Raw genomic sequence first — 17,739 nt, forward strand, 5'->3', positions numbered from 1 at the left:
GCGGGCAGGAGACATTCATGAAAATTGCGATCGTCCGCGAACGCCTCGAGGGAGAAAACCGCGTCGCGGCTACCCCCGAAACGGTCGGCAAGCTGATTGCGCTTGGCGCCAGCGTTTCGGTGGAAAAAGGCGCAGGGCTCGGCTCGCGCATCCTCGACAAGGAATATACGGCGGCCGGCGCCACCATCGCGGCCAGCGCCGATGCGGCGCTCAAGGGCGCCGAGGTGGTGCTGACCGTGCGGCGGCCGACGGCGGCTTCGCTCGGCGGCGTCGCCAAGGGCGCGCTGGTGATCGGTGCGCTGGATCCCTATGGCAATGACAAGGATGTGGCGGCCCTGGCCAAGGCCGGCGTCACCGCAGTCAGCATGGAATTCATGCCGCGCATCACTCGTGCGCAGGTGATGGATATCCTGTCCTCGCAGGCCAATCTCGCCGGCTATCAGGGCGTCATCGAGGCGGCGGCTGAATTCGACCGCGCACTTCCGATGATGATGACGGCGGCCGGCACGGTTCGTCCGGCCAAGGCCTTCGTCATGGGTGCGGGCGTTGCGGGCCTGCAGGCCATTGCCACGGCCAAGCGTCTCGGCGCAGTGGTGTCGGCGACCGACGTGCGGCCCGCCGCCAAGGAGCAGGTCGAGTCGCTGGGCGGCAAGTTCATCGCCGTCGAGGACGACGAGTTCAAGCAGGCGGAAACCGCCGGCGGCTATGCCAAGCAGATGAGCGCCGAATACCAGGCCAAGCAGGCCGCGCTCACCGCGACGCACATTGCCAAGCAGGATATCGTCATCACCACCGCGCTGATCCCGGGTCGCCCGGCGCCCCGCCTGATCACCAAGGCGATGGTCGAGTCGATGGCGCCCGGTTCGGTGATCGTCGATCTGGCCGCCGAACGCGGCGGCAATGTCGAGCTGACGGTGCCCGGCAAGGTGATCGAGCACAACGGGGTCAAGATCGTCGGCTACACCAATGTGCAGGGTCGCATCCCGACCACGGCCAGCCAGCTCTATGCGCGCAACCTGCTCGCCTTCGTGACGACGCTGATCGATGCCAAGGAAAAAAAGCTCGCCATCAACTGGGATGACGAGCTGGTCAAGGCGACCGTGCTGACGCGTGACGGCAAGGTCGTGCATCCGAGCTTTGCCGCTCCTGCACCGGCTCCGGCGGACACCAAGCCCGCGGCCGTCGCCAAGCCTGCACCCAAGCCACCAGCAAAAACCGTTGTCGCCATGGCGGCTCCAGTCAAGACCGGCGCGAGCACCGCAGTGCCCGTACCCGTCAAGAAGCCCGCTGCAAAGAAGGCCGTGGTTGCCGCCATGGCCGATACGCCCCACAAGGCAGCACCCGGCGTCGAGCAATCCATTCCGGTTGCCGCCGAGCCCCCGGCGACGCCAGCCAAGCGCGCCGCGACCAAGAAGGCAGCAGCCGTGATCGACACGGCGGCCAAGGCCGCATCCACCCCGGCCAAGAAGCCTGCGGCGGCGAAGAAGCCCGCTGCCTCCAAGCCGGCAGCAACGGCCAAGCCCAAGCCTGCCAAGACCAAGACAGCGGCAGAAGCCAAGCCTGCCGCCAGCAAACCGGCAGCAGCCAAGAAGCCTGCGGCCGCCAAAAGGCCCGCAGCACCCAAGGGAGCCAAGTAAATGGAAGCGATCGACCCCTTCACCTTCCGTCTCGCCATTTTCGTGCTGGCGATCTTTGTGGGCTATTTCGTGGTGTGGTCGGTGACCCCGGCGCTGCATACCCCGCTGATGAGCGTCACCAATGCGATCTCTTCGGTGATCGTGGTGGGTGCGCTGCTGGCCGTGGGCGTGCAACTGGCCGCTGATGGCAACTGGGTTTCCAAGGCCTTCGGTTTCATCGCATTGGTCTTTGCCAGCGTGAACATCTTTGGCGGGTTCCTCGTCACCCAGCGCATGCTGGCAATGTACAAGAAGAAGGGTTGAGCCGATGATCTCTGCAGATATTGCAGCCCTTCTCTATCTCGTCTCGGGCGTACTGTTCATCCTCGCCCTGCGCGGCCTTTCCAGCCCCAAATCCTCCCGCCAGGGCAATACGTTCGGCATGGTGGGCATGGGCATTGCCATCGTCACCACGCTGGCCGTGGCGGCGCCATCGGACTGGGTCAGCTGGGTGCTGATCATCGGCGGCATCGGCATTGGTGGCGGCATCGGCGCCTATATGGCCCGCACGGTCAAGATGACCGACATGCCCCAGCTCGTTGCGGCGTTCCACTCGCTGGTGGGTCTGGCGGCGGTGTTCGTGGCTGCGGCTGCGCTGTATGCGCCTGAGGCTTTCCATATCGGCACGCCAGGCCACATCCATGCACAGGCACTGATCGAAATGTCGATCGGCGCGGCCATCGGGGCCTTCACCTTCACCGGCTCGGTCATCGCCTTTGCAAAGCTCAACGGCAATATGAGCGGCAAGCCGATCCTGCTGCCGGCGCGGCATGCCATCCATATCGTGATGGGCGTGGCCATCGTGCTGCTGGTCTGGGCTTTCACCGTCTCCGCCGATCCTTGGCTGTTCTGGGCCATAACCCTGCTGGCGCTGGCGCTGGGCGGGCTGATGATCATCCCGATCGGCGGCGCCGACATGCCGGTGGTCGTTTCCATGCTCAACTCCTATTCGGGCTGGGCGGCGGCAGGCATCGGCTTCACGCTGGGCAATACGGCGCTGATCATCACCGGCGCGCTGGTGGGCTCGTCGGGTGCGATCCTCTCCTACATCATGTGCAGGGCGATGAATCGCAGCTTCATCTCGGTGATCCTGGGCGGCTTTGGCGGCGATAGCGCCGCTGCCGCCGGGGCAGGCGAGGACGAGCGTCCGGTCAAGCAGGGTGCGGCGGACGATGCGGCTTTCCTCATGAAGAATGCGAGCAAGGTCATCATTGTGCCGGGTTACGGCATGGCGGTGGCACAGGCCCAGCACGCCTTGCGCGAAATGGCCGACCTGCTCAAGGCCGAAGGTGTCACTGTCAAATACGCCATTCATCCCGTGGCGGGTCGTATGCCGGGGCACATGAATGTGCTCTTGGCGGAAGCCAGTGTGCCCTATGACGAAGTGTTCGAACTGGAAGACATCAATTCCGAGTTTGCCCAGTCCGACGTTGCCTTCGTCATCGGCGCCAATGACGTGACCAACCCCTCGGCTAAGACCGACAAGACATCGCCGATCTACGGCATGCCGGTGCTCAATGTCGAAGATGCAGGTACGGTGCTGTTCATCAAGCGCGGCATGGCCGCCGGTTATGCCGGGGTGCAGAACGAACTGTTCTACCGCGACAACACCATGATGCTGTTCGGCGACGCCAAGAAGATGACCGAGGAAATCGTCAAGGCGCTGGGCCACTAACGCTCCGCAAGAATTGGAAAGGCCCGCCTCGGCGGGCCTTTTTTGTTTCAGTAGTGCGGCGGTGGTGGTTCCGTGCTCGGGTCCGCGATATGCACACCGCTGCGCACCTGCTGCTCCACCGTTTCGAGCTTGCGGGTGAGCAGGTCGATCTGCCGCCATTGCGCGGTGATGGTGGCGTTCAATTCCTCGATGGTCTGGTCCTGAAAGGCGATGCGCATCTCCAGGGCTTCGAGGCGTTCGGCAAGGTCGGTCATGGGCGCGCTCCGGCGAGTTGGCGCGGTTCTAGCGCAGTATGACGGCTTCGCCCAGATGCCGGCCCTTGACGTTAACGGAACCCTTTGCCGCCCACGCCATTGATTTGTCAGTCGATGGCAATAGCGGGAGCCGAAAATGGCGACCAGCAATACAGTTTCGAAGCGATATCTTTCGGTTCTCGATGCGGACCGGCACAATGCTCTTGGTCTGGTCCTGAGCGCTGCTCTGCCACTTGCGGTGTTCGTCATTGCCAATGGCATTGCCGAACTCAACGGCTTCCTGCCCCTGTTCTTCTCGCCGCTGGGTCTGCCGGGCTGGTTCGGTGCGGCTTTGCATCTGGGCGCGCTGCCGCTGTTCGGCATTGCTCGGTGGATGGTTGCGGCGCACGGCCCGGCCGGACGGCGCGCCGGCTGGTGGGTGGTAGGCCTGATAGCCGGCACCATCGCGTTTCCTTTCCTGGCTACGCCGCTGGATTCGCTGATCTTGGCGCTGGTTGCGTTCGGGCTGCTGGCTGTCGGCCTGGGCACCATGGTGCGTGTCGCCGCGGTGGATGCCAGGGCGGCCCTGGTGATGGTGCCGGGCCTCGCCTGGATGGGGTTCAGCGCCTTTGTCGGCCTGAGCTTTGCCGCCGGCTGGTCGCCGCCTTTCGCGGTAACCAATAGTCAGGCTGCGGCTTAGTTACCTGCGGGTGCGTTCTTGCAGAGTGAGCCTATCCAAGCCATGTGGGGGGACAAAGAGGATTTGTCCCATGACCAAACTGCTCAAGATCGACGTGTTCACCGACGTGGTGTGCCCCTGGTGCCTGGTCGGCTCGGCGCGTCTGGACAAGGCAATCGCAGCGCTGCCGGACAATGTCGACGTCGTCGTCGAAAACCACCCCTTCTATCTCGATCCCAATACGCCCGCCGAAGGCGTGGTGGTCGCCGACATGCTGCGCGAGAAGTATGGCAGGGAGCCCAAGGAGATGTGGGAGCGGGTCGAGAGCGAGGCCAAAAAGGCCGGCATCGATCTCGATCTCAGCCAGCAGCCGCGCATGTTTCCCACCAAGAAGGTCCACACCATTACCCGGCTGGCCAAGCCGATGGGCGTCCAGCATGAGCTGGCCAATGCCATCGCCAATGCCTATTTCCTCCAGCAGCGGCAGATCAACGATGACAATGTGCTGGCGGACATCGCGGTCGAATATGGCTTCGATCGCGGCGATGCACTCGACGCCATGAATGACGAGAACGAGCTGGCTATCACCGAGCAGCTGGCCAACGACGCGGCGACGCAGGGCATTCGCGGCGTGCCCTTCTTCGTGTTCGGCGAGAAATATGCGCTGTCCGGTGCGCAGCCCGACGAAGTGTTCGAGCGGGCGCTGCGGCAGACCATCGGCGAGTTGTAGTGTCCCCTAAGGGAGAAGTGACGCTGCCTCAGCCCGCGGACTGGTGTAGGCTTCGGGCCGAATCTTTCCTGAGGTCTTTGCCGTGAAGCTGCTGCGCCGCGTCCTTGTCAGTGTCGTCCTCCTGCTCGCCGTCGGCTATGCCGGCGTGGTGGGCTACATGTATGTCAACCAGCGCGGCTTGCAGTATGACGCCGAGGGGCCAATTACGGCACTGGCCGACACGGTGTTGGGCGGCGCCGAAGAGATTGCCGTTCCGGTGGGGGATGGCGCGGTCCATGGCTGGTACCGAGCGCCGCGGGCGGGCAGGCCGCTCATCGTCTACTACAAGGGCAATTCGGGCAGCTTCAGCGAGGAGCATATCCGCTACGAGCAGTTCGTGGCCGATGGCTATGGCTTCGTGGCCTTCGACTATCGCGGCTTTCCGACCTCGCCAGGCACGATCAGCCAGCAGGGCATGCTTGAAGACGCGATCGCCGTTTATGACTGGGCGGCGGCCAAGGGCTTTCCCATGGTGATCTGGGGGCGTTCGCTGGGGTCGGGTCCTTCGACCTATGTGGCGAGCACGCGCGACGCCAATGCGCTGCTGCTGGAAACGCCCTTTCTCTCCGCCGTGACGGTGGCGGCCGAGCGCTATCCCTATCTGCCGGTCTATTGGGTGATGCAGGACCAGTTTCCGGTCAATGAATGGATCGCTGATGTCGCTGAGCCGGTACTGGTGGCGCATGGCACGGGCGACGTGACCATCGGCGTCAGCAATGGCGAGCGAGTCCACGCAATTGCGCCCAACAAGGATGAGCTATGGATCGAGCCGGGCGCGGGCCATGGTGATCTGTGGAATCGCGGCATCTGGGGCCATGCCAGGCCGTTCTTCGAGCGGGCGATGGCGGAGTAGCGCGGCCAGCGAGCCTTCGACAAACAAAAACGCCGCCCCGAAGGACGGCGTTTTCAAAACTGATGCGCCAGCGCTTAGGTGCGCGGCATTGCTGCGGGCGGACGACCGGGCTGGCCGGGACGTGCCGTAGCGACTGGGGCGGGCAGGCCGCCTTCGCGCTGCAGGCGCTTGCGGGCCAGCTTGCGGGCACGACGAACGGCCTCGGCCTTCTGACGAGCCTTCTTCTCAGAGGGCTTCTCGTAGTAGTTGCGCAGCTTCATCTCGCGGAAGACGCCTTCGCGCTGCAACTTCTTCTTGAGCGCGCGCAGCGCCTGATCAACGTTATTATCGCGAACGACTACTTGCAAAGGTCAACCGCCCTTTCGAAGCTTAGACATGTGGGTTTGGATACAAGCTCTGGAGCCAAAAGACCCCATCGCCGACCAGCAGAGCCAGTCACCGTGGGCCGCTCTATAGCCCAGCTATCCGGGCTTGTCCACTGTGCCAACGAGAAAAACCGCGGATTGGGTGTGTCCGGGCTTGCTGCGCGAGCACTCAGGCGAAACAGTCGAGCGCAGTGATTTTGCCAATGGAGGGCCAAAATGGCAAGCGATCTGCTGCTGCTGCCGGGATTGATCTGTGACGAACGGTTGTGGCGCGACGTCATTGCGGGGCTTGATGCCCGCTCGATCGTCGCCGATCTGACGCAGGACGACTCGATTGCGGCCATGGCGCAGCGTGCGCTGGTAGCCGCGCCGGCCCGATTCGGCCTGGCGGGGCTCTCCATGGGAGGCTATGTGGCGCTCGAGATCATGCGGCAGGCGCCCGAGCGGGTAACGCATCTGGCGCTGTTCGATACCTCGGCGCGGCCCGACGATGAGGCGCGCAAGGAAACAAGGCGCAAGGGCATCGAGATGGTGCGGCAGGGGCGCTTCATCGGCGTGTCGCGCGGGCTGCTGGCCAGTCTCATTGCCCCACAACATCTGGGAACGCCGATGGCAGAGGATGTGCAAGCCATGTCCGAGCGGGTGGGGCAGGCGGCCTATATGCGCCAGCAGACGGCAATCATGAATCGCGTCGATTCGCGGCCGACGCTGGGAGACATCAAGGTGCCGACCCTAGTGGGCATAGGCGAAAGCGACAAGCTGACCCCGATAGAGTTGGCCGAGGAGTTGGCGGCGGGGATAACGGGTGCGGAACTGGTGCAGTTTGCCGACAGCGCGCATCTGCCGACGATGGAGAATCCGTCTGCGGTGATTGAGGCGATGCGGGGATGGCTGGGACGCTAGCCTCTTCACCTCTCCCCCAGAGCAGCCCTAGCGCCGCACGATCCGGTTAACATGCCCCATCTTGCGGCCGGCGCGGATTTCCGTCTTGCCGTAGAGGTGGGGCTGGGCGTTGCCGTCGATGCTGGACGGGACCGTGAGCATTTCGTCGCCCACGAGATTTTCCATCACCACGTCGGCCATGCGGGCGGGGTCTCCAAGCGGCCAGCCGAGGACGGCGCGGATGTGCTGCTCGAACTGGTCGGTGAGGCAGACCGCTTCCGTCCAGTGGCCGGAATTATGTACGCGAGGGGCGATCTCGTTGACCAAGAGGGTCGGGCGCTCGCCGGGCACCACGAAGAATTCGACGCCGAGCACGCCGACATAGTCGAGCGCCACGACGATGACCTTGGCCAGCATGGCGGCGTGCTTTTCCAAACCCGGCGCGATATCGGCCGGTACGGTGCTGGTGAAGAGGATGTGGTGGCGATGTACGTTTTCGGCGGCGTCGAAGGCGCGTACCTCGCCGGCGGCATTGCGGGCGACGACGACCGAGATCTCCTTGTCGAAGGGTATGAAGGCTTCGAGGACCAGCGGCCTGGGCGATAGCTCGGCAAAGGCAGCGGCCGCGTCCGCGCGCTCGCGGATGACACGCTGGCCCTTGCCGTCATAACCCAACCGGGTGGTCTTGAGCACGGCGGGCAGGCCGAGCGCGTCCATAGCGGCATCGAGATCGGCAAGGGTCTCGACGGCGTGGTAGGGGGCTACCGGGACGTTCTTGGAGGCGAGGAAGCTTTTCTCCGCCAGCCGGTCCTGCGAGATGGCAAGTGCATTGGCGCCGGGGCGCAGCGGCTTGCGGGTGGCCAGGAATTCGGCAGTGGCGGCCGGCACGTTCTCGAACTCATAGGTGACGACGTCGACCGCAGCGGCAAAGGCGGCCAGGGTCGTTTCATCGTCATATGCGGCGACGGTCTTGTGCGGGGTGACCTCGAAGGCGGGGCTATCGGGGTCGGGACAGTAAATGTGGGTGCGCATGCCCAGCTTGCTGGCCGCCAGAGACAGCATGCGGCCCAACTGGCCACCACCGAGAATGCCGATCATGCTGCCGGCAGGCAGCGGAGAGATATCGTCAGCCAAGGTCTACTCGGTGTCTGCGGGAAAAAGCGGGACGGAGGCGGTCTGGCGGGCGCGATAGGCGTCGAGCCGGTCGGCCAGGTCGTCGTCGGAGAGGGCCAGCACCGCCGCGGCGATCAGAGCGGCATTGATGGCGCCCGGCTCGCCGATGGCTAGCGTGCCGACGGGAATGCCGCCGGGCATCTGCACGATGGAGAGCAGGCTGTCCTGGCCGTTGAGGGCCTTGGATTTGACCGGCACGCCGAAGACCGGCAGCGGGGTCATGGCGGCAATCATGCCGGGCAAATGGGCGGCGCCGCCGGCCCCGGCGATAATAACCTTGAAGCCGTCGGCGCGGGCGCTGGTGGCGAATTCGACGAGGCGCTCGGGCGTGCGATGGGCGGAGACGATGCGCGCCTCATATTCGACTTCGAGCGCTTCGAGCGTCTCGGCGGCGAGGCGCATGGTGGGCCAGTCCGACTGGCTGCCCATGACGATGGCGACTTGCGGTTTGGTCAGCATAGAGCCTTGTTCCCTCAAGCTCCACAAAGCGCGCATTTAGCCCAGATTTCGCCACAACTCAAGGTGGCGTGCCCCATCAGGCGATGATATCGGGCAGCAGAATATTCTCGAGTTGAACAATGCGATCCTTGAGCGCCAGCTTGCGCTTCTTGAGGCGCTGGATCAGCATGCGGTCAGCGACATGGGACTCGGTCAGCGTATCGATCGCGGCGTTGAGATCGCTGTGTTCCTGGCGTTTTGTGGCCAGTTCCAGACCCAGGCTGGCTTCCTGTTCCTTGGTGAGCGAAAGCATCTATTCCCGCGTACCTTTCACGCTCCGGCCGTCATCCTTGGTTAGCCGATCACGGGGAGTTTTGCACCCGATTTCCAGAGGGTCGGGAAAGGCAGTCGACAAGTCGTGAATTATTTGTGACGATCAGAGTCGTCCACACAGGCTTTCAAGGAGTTGTCATGACGACTGAAGGGCATATCGCGGCGCTCGAACGGCGCCATCAGGAGCTGGACCGCCAGATCCAGTCCGAGATGCAGAATTCCCGGTACGACGATCTTACGGTTGCGGCGCTCAAGCGCAAGAAGCTCGAAGTGAAGGACGAAATCTACAAATTTACGACAACGACCCAGTAAAAGCGGCGCAGAATTCCCCAAACGGGATTGAAGGGTCACAGCATGAGCTGCGGCCCTTTTTTATTGTCTAGATGCCCCAGAACACGCCCCTTGCTCCGTCCCAGATCAGCTTGAGAGCCAGCAGGAATACCAGCCAGTAAGCGATGCGGTAGAACAGCGCCATCGAGATGCGGCGGACGAGGAAGATGCCGATCAGCACGCCGAGCATGCCGACCGGGATCAGCGCGGCCGACAGTGTCAGATTGGCGACGCTCAGCTGACCCAGGAAAAAATAGGGGATCAGCTTGGCCGAGTTGACGATGGCGAAGAAGAAGGCCGAGGTGCCCGAATAGATGGCGGGCGGCAATCGCCGGGGCAGCACATAGATCTGGAAGGGCGGGCCGCCAGTGTGGCTGATGAAACTGGTGAAACCGGCAAAACCGCCCCAGAACACGCCCCATGGCCGTGACGGCGGCAGGCCCTCGAGCTTCTTGCGCAGCGGAAGCAGGGCATCGAGTATGAACAGCAGGGTCACCACGCCGACGAACAGCAGCACGGCATCGTCGGAGACAAAGGCCCAGAGCACCCAGCCGATAAGGGTGCCGATGGCGGCGCCCGGCAGCATGATCCGCAGGACCTTCCAGTTCACCTCCTTGCGATAGGCATAGATGGCGATGGCATCCATCGCCAGCAGCACCGGCAGCATCATGCCGGCGGCGTCGCGGGCTGGCATGACCAAGGTCAGCAGCGGTACGCCGACCATGCCGAGGCTGCCGAGCAGGCCGGCCTTGCTGAGGCCGACGATAAGCACAGCGATCACGGCAACCGTGATGAAGTAGGGATCGAGAATGGGCATGAGGCAGTCCGGAGGGTCGTACTACTCGGTACGCTTCGGGACTGTAATGTCAACTGGAATGGTAGGCTGGTCGCCCCGCATGGCGTCGTCGAGCAGCCCCATGGACTCGCGAACCATGCCCAGATAGGCCGCGTCGTCATGGCGCACGGCAAAACTCTCCTCGAGCAGCTTGTTGTCGTGGCGCTCGAAGGCCTGGGCCATATGCATGGCGTCGATCGGAGCAATGCCGAGCTGGGTCAGCACCTTGGCGCCGAGGCTCACCGCTGACAGGAAGGTTTCACGCTCGAAGATCTCGACGCCCAGCGCCATCAGTTCATGGGCATGGCCGCGGTCGATGGCGCGAGAGGCAACCGGGACATTGGGGAAATGCCGGCGCAGCGTGCGGGCAATGTCGAGAATGCGGGTGTGGCCGCCCACGGCAATGACCACCAGGTCGGCCCGCGCTACGCCGGCAGCGTGCAGCAGGCCCAACCGGGATGCGTCGCCGTAGAAGACCTTGACGCCAAACTTGCGCACCAGTTCGATCTGGGCCGGATCATCGTCGATCAGCGTCATCTCGAAGCCCTGGCTGCGCAGCATACGCGTGATGATCTGGCCGAAGCGGCCATAGCCGAGCACCACGATATTGCGGTGTTCATCGATGGGGTCATGCGGGCCGGCCTGCTTGCGGGCATCGATGCGCGGCGCGACCAGCCGGTCGAAGGCCAGCAGCAGCAGTGGTGTCGTCGCCATCGATAGCGCCACTGCCACGGCCAGCAGGGCGTGATCCTCGCTGGTCATGGCGCCGGCGCGCTCGGCGAACTGGAAGATGACGAAGGCGAACTCGCCGGCCTGGCTGAGCAGGATGGCGACCAGCAGCCGGTCGGCAAGATGCATGCGGAAGAAGCTGGTCAGGGTGAAGAGCACTGCGATCTTGATGCCGACGAAGCCAATGACCAGCGCCACGAGCCGAACCGGGTCGGACCACAGGACGTCGAAGGCGATCGACATGCCCACCGAAATGAAGAACAGCCCCAGCAACAGGCCCTTGAAAGGCTCCAGATTGCTTTCAATCTCGTGCCGGTACTCGCTGTCGGCCAGCAGCACGCCGCCGATGAAGGCGCCCAAAGCGGGCGAGAAGCCTTGCGCCTGGGCCAGCAGGGCGGCCCCGGCGACCATGGCCAGGCCCAGTGCGGTAAAGGCCTCGCGCACGCCGGTGCGGGCAACGTAGCTCAGCAACGGCCGGACCAGGTAACGGCCCGCGACGACGGCCGCGATGAAGGCGCCGATGATGATGAGCGGGGTGATCCAGTCGAGCGGGTTGGCCATGGCCTCGACGGCCTCGGTGACTTCAAGATCGAGCGCGATGATCGACATGGCGAGCAGGGGCACTGCCGCCAGGATCGGGATGACCGATACATCCTGCACCAGCAGCACCGCCAGGCTGGCGCGCCCCGCATCGGTGCGGGTGATGTCGCGCTGCTGGGCCGACTGCATGGCGATGGCGGTGGACGACATGGACAGGGCCAGGCCGATAATGACGGCAATTCCAGGTGCGAACCCCGAGGCCAGCAGGGCCAGCGCGATGATGGCCGAGGTCGCCAGCATCTGGGTTACGCCCAGACCCAGCACCTTGTGGCGCATGCGCCAGAGTTCGGTGGGCTGCAGGTCGAGGCCGATGAGAAACAGCATCATGACAATGCCGAAATCAGCGATCTGGTGGATGAGGTCGCTATCGGAAACCAGGCCCAGCCCATAGGGGCCGATCAGCACGCCGGCGGCGAGATAGCCCAGCACGGTGCCAAGGCCCGCGGCCTTGGCAAGCGGCACCAGCGCGACGCTGGCTGCCAGCAGAACGAAAATCGCCAGCAGGAGGTTGTTTTCCAACGATTGCTCCTGCTGGCGCTGTGTTTAGTTGTCGGTGTCGCTTTTGACTGACTTGAGCTTGGCGAAGACCGAGTCGGCGTCGAAATCGTCCTGCGCCTGCTCGGGGCGGTGGTCATTGGCGGCGAATTCGTTTTCTTCGCCCTCGGCATGGCCACGACCACCAGAGCGGGCCAGTGCCTCCGCCGCCGTCATCAGCATCGTGCCTTCTTCGGCCTCATCGGGGCCGGTCGAGCCCTTGGAGGCGCGCTTGACCTCAAGGTCGAGGTCGATCTGGCTGCAGAGGCCCAGCGTTACCGGGTCCATGGCGGCCAGGTTCGCCGAATTCCAATGGGTCGATTCTCGCACCGAATCGATGGTCGACTTGGTTGTACCGACCAGACGCATGATCTGGGCGTCCTTCAGCTCGGGATGGTTGCGCACCAGCCACTTGATGGCGTTGGGGCGTTCGTTGCGGCGCGAAATGGGGGTGTAGCGCGGACCCTTGCGCTTGGCCGCCGCGACGCGAACCTTGGGCTCGCTCAGCTTCATGCGGTATTCGGGGTCGGCCTCGGCCCTTTCGATCTCTTCGCGGGTCAATTGCCCGTTCTGGATCGGGTTGGCGCCCATGATACCGCCGGCGACGTCGCCGTCGGCAATACCCTGGACTTCAAGGGGGTGCAGCGTGCAGAAGGCGGCGATCTGCTCGAACGACAGCGCAGTGTTGTCGACGAGCCAGACAGCGGTCGCCTTGGGCATCAACAGGGGCTGGGTCATGGTAAATCTCTCCTGCAGGCGCGGCCGGTTTTCCACCGGGCCGCTCCGCCTCTTTGCTTCATGCTGAGGGGGAACAGTCTGTAATATATGGCTTTGAGGGCCGCTCCGCAATGGCAATATGGGGCTCTTTACCTCTCCCCCTGGGGGAGAGGTCGACCGTCTTCGGTCGGGTGAGGGGGCCTTTCCCGCGCGCTGCACCCAGTAAAGGCCCCCTCACCCGGCGCTGCGCGCCGACCTCTCCCCCGAAGGGAGAGGTGAAGAAGGCGTCATCGTGCCGCCCCGAATGCAGTCACCAGCACGATCTTGCCGAGGTGGCTGCGGGCTTCCATGGCTCGATGGGCATCGGCGGCTGCCGCCATCGGAAAGAATGTGATGGCCGGTTTGACAAAGCCCGGCTGCGACAGACCGGGCAGCAGTTCGGCGCGGATGCGCCCGGCGATGGCGGCCTTGACGGCCGGCGTCTGTGGCCGCAGGGTCGAGCCTGACAGCGTCAGCTGCTTGGCCATGATGGCGCGGAGCGAGATGCTGGCCGTAGCGCCGTCGAGCGTTGAGACCTGAACGATGTGGCCGCCCCGCGCGCACGCGGCGATATTGCGCTCGGCCATGGGTCCGCCGATGATGTCGACGACGCGGTCCACGCCTTTGCCGCCAGTCAGCTCGAGGGCCCGGACGGCAATGTCCTCGCTGGTATAGTCGATGGTGGCGATGGCGCCGAGGCGACGGGCGTAGTCGGCCTTGGCGGGGGAGGAGACGACGCCGATGGCCCGGGCGCCCAGGATGGTCGCGATCTGGATGGCCGCGCCGCCGATGCCGCCGGCCGCACCATGCACCAGCACCGTCATGCCCGGTTCGAGCCCGGCGCGCATTACCAGGGTCTGGGTGATGGTGAACCAGGTTTCCGGCAGGGCGGCCGCTTCCTCGAGCGTCCAGTTGGCAGGAACCGGCAGCACCTGGCCGGCCGGCACCGCCACGTATTCGGCATAGCCGCCGCCATTGGTGAGCGCCATGACCCGGTCGCCCAGCTGCCTGCCGGATACGCCGTGGCCAAGCGCGGCAATTTCACCGGCCACTTCCAGCCCGGGCAGGGGCGAGGCATCGGGCGGGGGATCGTAGTGACCGCGGCGCTGCGCCAGATCAGGTCCATTGACGCCGGCAGCGGCAATGCGGATCAGCACTTCGCCGTCGCGGCAGGCGGGCAAGGGATGGCGCTGCAGCTCAAGCCCATCGGGGCCGCCGGGGCGGGCGATGACAACGGCGTTCATCTCTTTGGGCAGGGTCATGCCTTCATGCTGGCCGATGCCGATTTGCTCCGCAAGCCTTTGGCGCTAAGCTGCCGCATAAAGTTGGCGAAGGAGGCTTTCGATGTTTGACGAGGAAATCAAAAAGCCCAAAGGCCATGAAGTGGGCATGTCCATCGACGCCATGTCGGTGGAGGAACTGGCCGAGCGCATCGGCTTGCTGGAAGCAGAGATCGCGCGCCTCAAGGCAGCGATCGAAGTGCGGGACGCCACGCGCAAGGCCGCCGAATCGGCGTTCAAGCTCTAGGAGCGCGGCGCGGCAGTGAGCTGAGACGCCTCGACCGGCGGGTCGGGCTGGGGATTGAAGCCGCGGGCCTCGCCCGGATGGACAAAGCCGGCGGCCTTTTTGGGGACGGGCAAGGGATCGGCTTCGTGGCCGTCGCTGGTGGATATCACCATGAGCGCGACGAGCAGGCCGGCCGCGGCTCCAGCAGAAAGTGTGGTCATCGTTCCCTCTCCAGATTGGCATGGTGCCATGGAGGGATGAGACACCATGGCATCTGCACGGCATTGGAACGGGGCATTCATTTTTCATTCACCAGGCGCCGATGGACTATTCACGCAGGCGGTGCGGTGGACCTGGCGGCAAATGCAGTCAACGGATCGGCAACCGGCAGGGTTAAGAAATCGCCTCCTGTTAACGTGCAATTAATCTCTGTGCGGTAACCTTGAATTATTCAGATTGTTCTGGATTTTGCAGAGTGGTTTCTCCCTCTGTTTGACGCCTCCCTGTTAACTTCGAGAGCGGTTTCGCACCGCTCTTTTTTCTTTTTGGGCGTCTGCTTGCCATCGTATGGCCCTGATCTTAAAGCTCTTTTCAGCTTGATTGACCCCAAGGGATGACGCCTTGCCGGTTTGCGCCTACCATGGTGTGCATAAAGGAGCCGTGGCTTGACCAATGTGAAAGAAACGGGACCGGCGATCGCCATCGGGCCGCGCATTGTGGCCTCGGGTGGCTTCGACACGCTTTATCGCGAGGGCATGGGGCTGATCGAGGAGGTCGCGACCTATCTCGATGCGGAGGGTCGCGCCGACAGCCGCATCCTGTCGCGCGAGGCGTCATTTCTCTACGCGACCGAATCCATGCGCCTGACTACGCGGTTGATGCAGCTGGCCTCCTGGCTGCTGCTGCAGCGGGCGGTCAATGAAGGCGAGATCACCAAGGAAAACGCCCGCTCCGAAAAGGAGAAGGTCAAGTTCTCGGCCACGCCGTCGGAACGCGGCGGACCGGGTTATGACCAACTCCCCGAGGCACTGCGCCTCTATATCGACAAGGGCGACCGGCTGTTCGAGCGGGTAATGCAGTTCGATACCCTCGAACGCGGCAAGATGCCCGAGCTTGATCCGGGCACGGCCAATGGCATTGCCGACCAGCTGGCGCGGCTCAAGGCGGCCTTCGGGCGGGCCTAGGGCAAAAGGCCTTCAAGGCCCGGAGCGGCGCGGCTCAACACAACTTCGGTGACGTCATAGCGGGTCACGCCGCTGATCATGAATGGATCGGTCGCAATATAGGCCTCGATCTCTGAGCGGTCGCCCCGTGCCAGGATCACGCCGCCGGTGCGCGGATCCTTACGGCCGGAAGCCAGGAACCAGCCGCGTTCATAACCTTGCTTCACCCAGATCATATGCGCCTCGACATGCTGGTCGACCTGGTCGAGCGGGGCGATATAAGTCAGCAGCAGGATGAGCATGGCGATCTCCGGACAAGAAAAAACCCAGCACAATGGCCGGGTTTTTCGAATTCTGATCGGGAATGGCTTAGAGGCCAAGGCCCTTGAAGCGCTCCTTGAAGCGCGAGACGCGGCCGCCGCGATCGAGCAGCTGGCCCGTGCCGCCGGTCCAGGCCGGGTGCGTGTTGGGATCGATGTCGAGCTGCAGCGTATCGCCGGCCTTGCCGTAGGTCGAACGGGTCTCGTACTTGGTGCCGTCGGTCATTACCACGGTGATCATGTGGTAGTCCGGATGGATATCTGCCTTCATCGGTGTCGCCTCAAATCAAACGGGCGCCGTGGCGCCCGGAGAGCATCTAAACTGGTGTTGGCGGCTTCATACAGAAAGGCCGGCCATTCCGCAAGGGCGAGGGCGCGGCAATTTCACGCCGGACAAAGCGGTTGCCGCTCCAACGGCTAGTGCCTATATCGAAGCCTCAACGCGGTCCAGCCCCGTCGCGGACCCCAAGCACAATGGCGTAACCGAGCGATGACAGACCAGGCCGTCCCGGTTGAGGCTGACCCCGAAACAATCGCACTGACCCCGGTGGTCAATCCTCGCAAGCTGCAGCCCCTGCGCAAGCTGGTGCCCTTCATGCTGCGCTATCCGTGGCGGCTGGGGCTCACCGTGGCCTTCATGCTGATCTCGACCGTGTCGTCGCTGGCCATTCCGGCGCTGCTGGGTGGTGCCATCGACCAGGGTTTCGTCGCGCAGAATCTGGAAAATGTCGGCCGCTATGGCTGGATCATCATCGCAGTCGCCGCGGTCATGGCGGTGGCGAGCGGGGCGCGGTTCTATTTCATCTCGGTGGTGGGCGAGCGGGTGCTGGCCGATCTGCGCCAGGCGGTGTTCGCGCATCTGCTGGGACTCGATGCTCGCTATTTCGATACCCATCGGGTGGGCGAGCTCACCAGCCGACTCAACGGCGACGTGGCGATGATCCGCGGCGCGGTGGGGTCGAGTTTCTCGCTGGCGCTGCGCTCCATGGTCACCATTATCGGTGCACTGACCATGATGCTGCTGACCAGCCCGGTGCTGACGCTGGCCGTGGTCATCGCGGCGCCGGCCATCCTGTTCCCGGTCATCACCTTCGCGCGCCGCCTGCGCGGCATGTCGCGCAAGACCCAGGATGCGCTGGCCGATCTCAGCGCCATGGCCACCGAAATGCTGGGCGCCACCCGCACGGTCAAATCCTTCACCCAGGAGCCGATGCAGGCCGCCCACTACGACGAGCGCAGCGAGGCGAGCTATCGCGCTGAGGTCAAGCGCCTGCTGGCCCGCTCGGTGCTCGTGGGCATGGTGATTTTCCTCGGCACGGCGGCGCTGGTATTCCTGGTCTGGTGGGGCGCGCGTTCGGTGTTCGAGGGCACCGTGACGGCGGGCCAGTTGGCGCAGTTCCTCGTCTATGCGCTGATGGCCTCCGGGGCGCTGACCAATGTCAGCGAAGTGCTGGGCACGCTGCAATCGGTGGCCGGCGCGACCGAGCGCCTGACCGAAATTCTCGATACCGAGCCGACGATCCGCGAGGCCGCCTACCCCAAGGCGCTGCCGGTGCCGGCGCTGGGGACGGTTTCCTTCGACAATGTCGATTTTTCCTATGACGGGTCCGAGCCCGTGCTGAGCGGGCTCAATTTCACCGTGGGGCGGGGCGAGACGGTTGCGCTGGTGGGGCCCTCGGGTTCCGGCAAGTCGACGACGCTGTCGCTGCTGCAGCGCTTCTACGACGCCAGCGCCGGCGCCATCCTGGTTGATGGCCTCGATATCCGCGATCTCCGCCTCAGCGATTTGCGGCAGCGCTTCGCCTATGTCGAGCAGGAGCCCATCATCTTTGCCGGCACCATTGCCGAGAACATCCGCTTCGGCAAACCCGAGGCGAGCGATGCCGAGGT

The 17,739-nt window shown here is 64.0% G+C and carries 22 protein-coding genes and 1 pseudogene; 11 read left to right on the forward strand and 12 right to left on the reverse strand.

Annotated features, from left to right (window positions below; translation table 11 throughout):
* Positions 1–17: 17 nt before the first annotated feature.
* From V6M52_RS15450 to V6M52_RS15460, 3 genes and pseudogenes are all read left to right on the forward strand, one after another.
* A pseudogene (locus tag V6M52_RS15450) lies at positions 18–1,307 on the forward strand (Re/Si-specific NAD(P)(+) transhydrogenase subunit alpha); the annotation flags it as partial.
* A 330-nt stretch (positions 1,308–1,637) separates the two neighbouring features.
* Positions 1,638–1,940, forward strand: coding sequence for a proton-translocating transhydrogenase family protein (locus V6M52_RS15455; RefSeq protein ID WP_299722266.1), 303 nt, complete (start codon positions 1,638–1,640; stop codon positions 1,938–1,940).
* Between the two features lie 4 nt (positions 1,941–1,944).
* A complete protein-coding gene (locus V6M52_RS15460; RefSeq protein ID WP_442881874.1) occupies positions 1,945–3,351 on the forward strand; it encodes an NAD(P)(+) transhydrogenase (Re/Si-specific) subunit beta in 1,407 nt (468 codons plus the stop codon).
* A 47-nt stretch (positions 3,352–3,398) separates the two neighbouring features.
* Here the strand turns inward: V6M52_RS15460 and V6M52_RS15465 are convergent, their stop codons facing one another.
* Complete coding sequence (locus tag V6M52_RS15465; protein WP_332701653.1) at positions 3,399–3,605, reverse strand: SlyX family protein; 207 nt, start codon at positions 3,603–3,605, stop codon at positions 3,399–3,401.
* A 136-nt stretch (positions 3,606–3,741) separates the two neighbouring features.
* Between V6M52_RS15465 and V6M52_RS15470 the strand changes: the two genes are divergently transcribed.
* From V6M52_RS15470 to V6M52_RS15480, 3 genes are all read left to right on the forward strand, one after another.
* Entirely contained in the window at positions 3,742–4,284 is a 543-nt protein-coding gene (locus V6M52_RS15470) for a tryptophan-rich sensory protein (protein ID WP_332686555.1), read from the forward strand.
* A 70-nt stretch (positions 4,285–4,354) separates the two neighbouring features.
* Positions 4,355–4,993 carry a DsbA family oxidoreductase gene (locus V6M52_RS15475; protein WP_332701654.1) on the forward strand — a complete coding sequence of 213 codons (639 nt, stop codon included), beginning with the start codon at positions 4,355–4,357 and terminating at the stop codon, positions 4,991–4,993.
* A gap of 82 nt (positions 4,994–5,075) precedes the next feature.
* Positions 5,076–5,885 carry an alpha/beta hydrolase gene (locus V6M52_RS15480; protein ID WP_332701655.1) on the forward strand — a complete coding sequence of 270 codons (810 nt, stop codon included), beginning with the start codon at positions 5,076–5,078 and terminating at the stop codon, positions 5,883–5,885.
* 74 nt (positions 5,886–5,959) lie between these two features.
* Here V6M52_RS15480 and rpsU read toward each other — a convergent pair whose 3' ends face one another.
* Positions 5,960–6,232 carry a 30S ribosomal protein S21 gene (gene rpsU / locus V6M52_RS15485; protein ID WP_332686549.1) on the reverse strand — a complete coding sequence of 91 codons (273 nt, stop codon included), beginning with the start codon at positions 6,230–6,232 and terminating at the stop codon, positions 5,960–5,962.
* Between the two features lie 234 nt (positions 6,233–6,466).
* Here rpsU and V6M52_RS15490 point away from each other — a divergent pair, with 234 nt between their 5' ends.
* The gene (locus V6M52_RS15490; protein ID WP_332701656.1) at positions 6,467–7,153 is read left to right on the forward strand and encodes an alpha/beta fold hydrolase; all 687 of its coding nucleotides are present in this window, start codon (positions 6,467–6,469) and stop codon (positions 7,151–7,153) included.
* A 27-nt stretch (positions 7,154–7,180) separates the two neighbouring features.
* Here V6M52_RS15490 and V6M52_RS15495 read toward each other — a convergent pair whose 3' ends face one another.
* The 3 genes from V6M52_RS15495 to V6M52_RS15505 form a co-directional block, all read right to left on the reverse strand.
* On the reverse strand, positions 7,181–8,266 hold the full coding sequence (locus V6M52_RS15495) for a 5-(carboxyamino)imidazole ribonucleotide synthase (protein ID WP_332701657.1): 1,086 nt from the start codon (positions 8,264–8,266) through the stop codon (positions 7,181–7,183).
* A gap of 3 nt (positions 8,267–8,269) precedes the next feature.
* On the reverse strand, positions 8,270–8,764 hold the full coding sequence (purE, locus tag V6M52_RS15500; RefSeq protein WP_332686544.1) for a 5-(carboxyamino)imidazole ribonucleotide mutase: 495 nt from the start codon (positions 8,762–8,764) through the stop codon (positions 8,270–8,272).
* Between the two features lie 76 nt (positions 8,765–8,840).
* Positions 8,841–9,056 carry a YdcH family protein gene (locus V6M52_RS15505; RefSeq protein WP_295886717.1) on the reverse strand — a complete coding sequence of 72 codons (216 nt, stop codon included), beginning with the start codon at positions 9,054–9,056 and terminating at the stop codon, positions 8,841–8,843.
* A 158-nt stretch (positions 9,057–9,214) separates the two neighbouring features.
* Between V6M52_RS15505 and V6M52_RS15510 the strand changes: the two genes are divergently transcribed.
* Complete coding sequence (locus tag V6M52_RS15510) at positions 9,215–9,388, forward strand: YdcH family protein (RefSeq protein WP_332686539.1); 174 nt, start codon at positions 9,215–9,217, stop codon at positions 9,386–9,388.
* A 67-nt stretch (positions 9,389–9,455) separates the two neighbouring features.
* Here V6M52_RS15510 and V6M52_RS15515 read toward each other — a convergent pair whose 3' ends face one another.
* The 4 genes from V6M52_RS15515 to V6M52_RS15530 all read right to left on the reverse strand — a co-directional run bounded on the left by V6M52_RS15515 (position 9,456) and on the right by V6M52_RS15530 (position 14,122).
* The gene (locus V6M52_RS15515) at positions 9,456–10,223 is read right to left on the reverse strand and encodes a sulfite exporter TauE/SafE family protein (protein ID WP_332701658.1); all 768 of its coding nucleotides are present in this window, start codon (positions 10,221–10,223) and stop codon (positions 9,456–9,458) included.
* Between the two features lie 21 nt (positions 10,224–10,244).
* Entirely contained in the window at positions 10,245–12,089 is a 1,845-nt protein-coding gene (locus V6M52_RS15520) for a monovalent cation:proton antiporter-2 (CPA2) family protein (protein WP_332701659.1), read from the reverse strand.
* Between the two features lie 24 nt (positions 12,090–12,113).
* Complete coding sequence (locus V6M52_RS15525; protein WP_332701660.1) at positions 12,114–12,842, reverse strand: DUF1013 domain-containing protein; 729 nt, start codon at positions 12,840–12,842, stop codon at positions 12,114–12,116.
* Between the two features lie 266 nt (positions 12,843–13,108).
* A complete protein-coding gene (locus V6M52_RS15530; protein ID WP_332701661.1) occupies positions 13,109–14,122 on the reverse strand; it encodes an NAD(P)H-quinone oxidoreductase in 1,014 nt (337 codons plus the stop codon).
* Positions 14,123–14,204: 82 nt separating this feature from the next.
* Between V6M52_RS15530 and V6M52_RS15535 the strand changes: the two genes are divergently transcribed.
* Positions 14,205–14,387, forward strand: coding sequence for a DUF1192 domain-containing protein (locus V6M52_RS15535; protein WP_332686529.1), 183 nt, complete (start codon positions 14,205–14,207; stop codon positions 14,385–14,387).
* Here V6M52_RS15535 and V6M52_RS15540 read toward each other — a convergent pair.
* Positions 14,384–14,587, reverse strand: coding sequence for a hypothetical protein (locus tag V6M52_RS15540; RefSeq protein ID WP_332701662.1), 204 nt, complete (start codon positions 14,585–14,587; stop codon positions 14,384–14,386). The two genes, V6M52_RS15535 and V6M52_RS15540, sit on opposite strands and share 4 nt — an antisense overlap.
* A 453-nt stretch (positions 14,588–15,040) precedes the next feature.
* Between V6M52_RS15540 and rcdA the strand changes: the two genes are divergently transcribed.
* Positions 15,041–15,550 carry a protease adaptor protein RcdA gene (rcdA, locus tag V6M52_RS15545; RefSeq protein ID WP_332686590.1) on the forward strand — a complete coding sequence of 170 codons (510 nt, stop codon included), beginning with the start codon at positions 15,041–15,043 and terminating at the stop codon, positions 15,548–15,550.
* On the opposite strand, the gene V6M52_RS15550 is transcribed toward rcdA, so the two are convergent.
* Both V6M52_RS15550 and rpmE read right to left on the reverse strand, forming a co-directional pair.
* Positions 15,547–15,831, reverse strand: a complete 285-nt coding sequence (locus V6M52_RS15550) for a YciI family protein (protein WP_332701663.1) — start codon at positions 15,829–15,831, stop codon at positions 15,547–15,549. The two genes, rcdA and V6M52_RS15550, sit on opposite strands and share 4 nt — an antisense overlap.
* A gap of 67 nt (positions 15,832–15,898) precedes the next feature.
* Positions 15,899–16,120, reverse strand: coding sequence for a 50S ribosomal protein L31 (rpmE, locus tag V6M52_RS15555; RefSeq protein ID WP_332686523.1), 222 nt, complete (start codon positions 16,118–16,120; stop codon positions 15,899–15,901).
* A gap of 219 nt (positions 16,121–16,339) precedes the next feature.
* Between rpmE and V6M52_RS15560 the strand changes: the two genes are divergently transcribed.
* A partial coding sequence (locus V6M52_RS15560) for an ABC transporter transmembrane domain-containing protein (RefSeq protein ID WP_332701664.1) occupies positions 16,340–17,739 on the forward strand: 1,400 nt, incomplete at its 3' end.

Origin of the sequence: Devosia sp. (assembly GCF_036676215.1) — a bacterium.
Classification (GTDB): domain Bacteria; phylum Pseudomonadota; class Alphaproteobacteria; order Rhizobiales; family Devosiaceae; genus Devosia.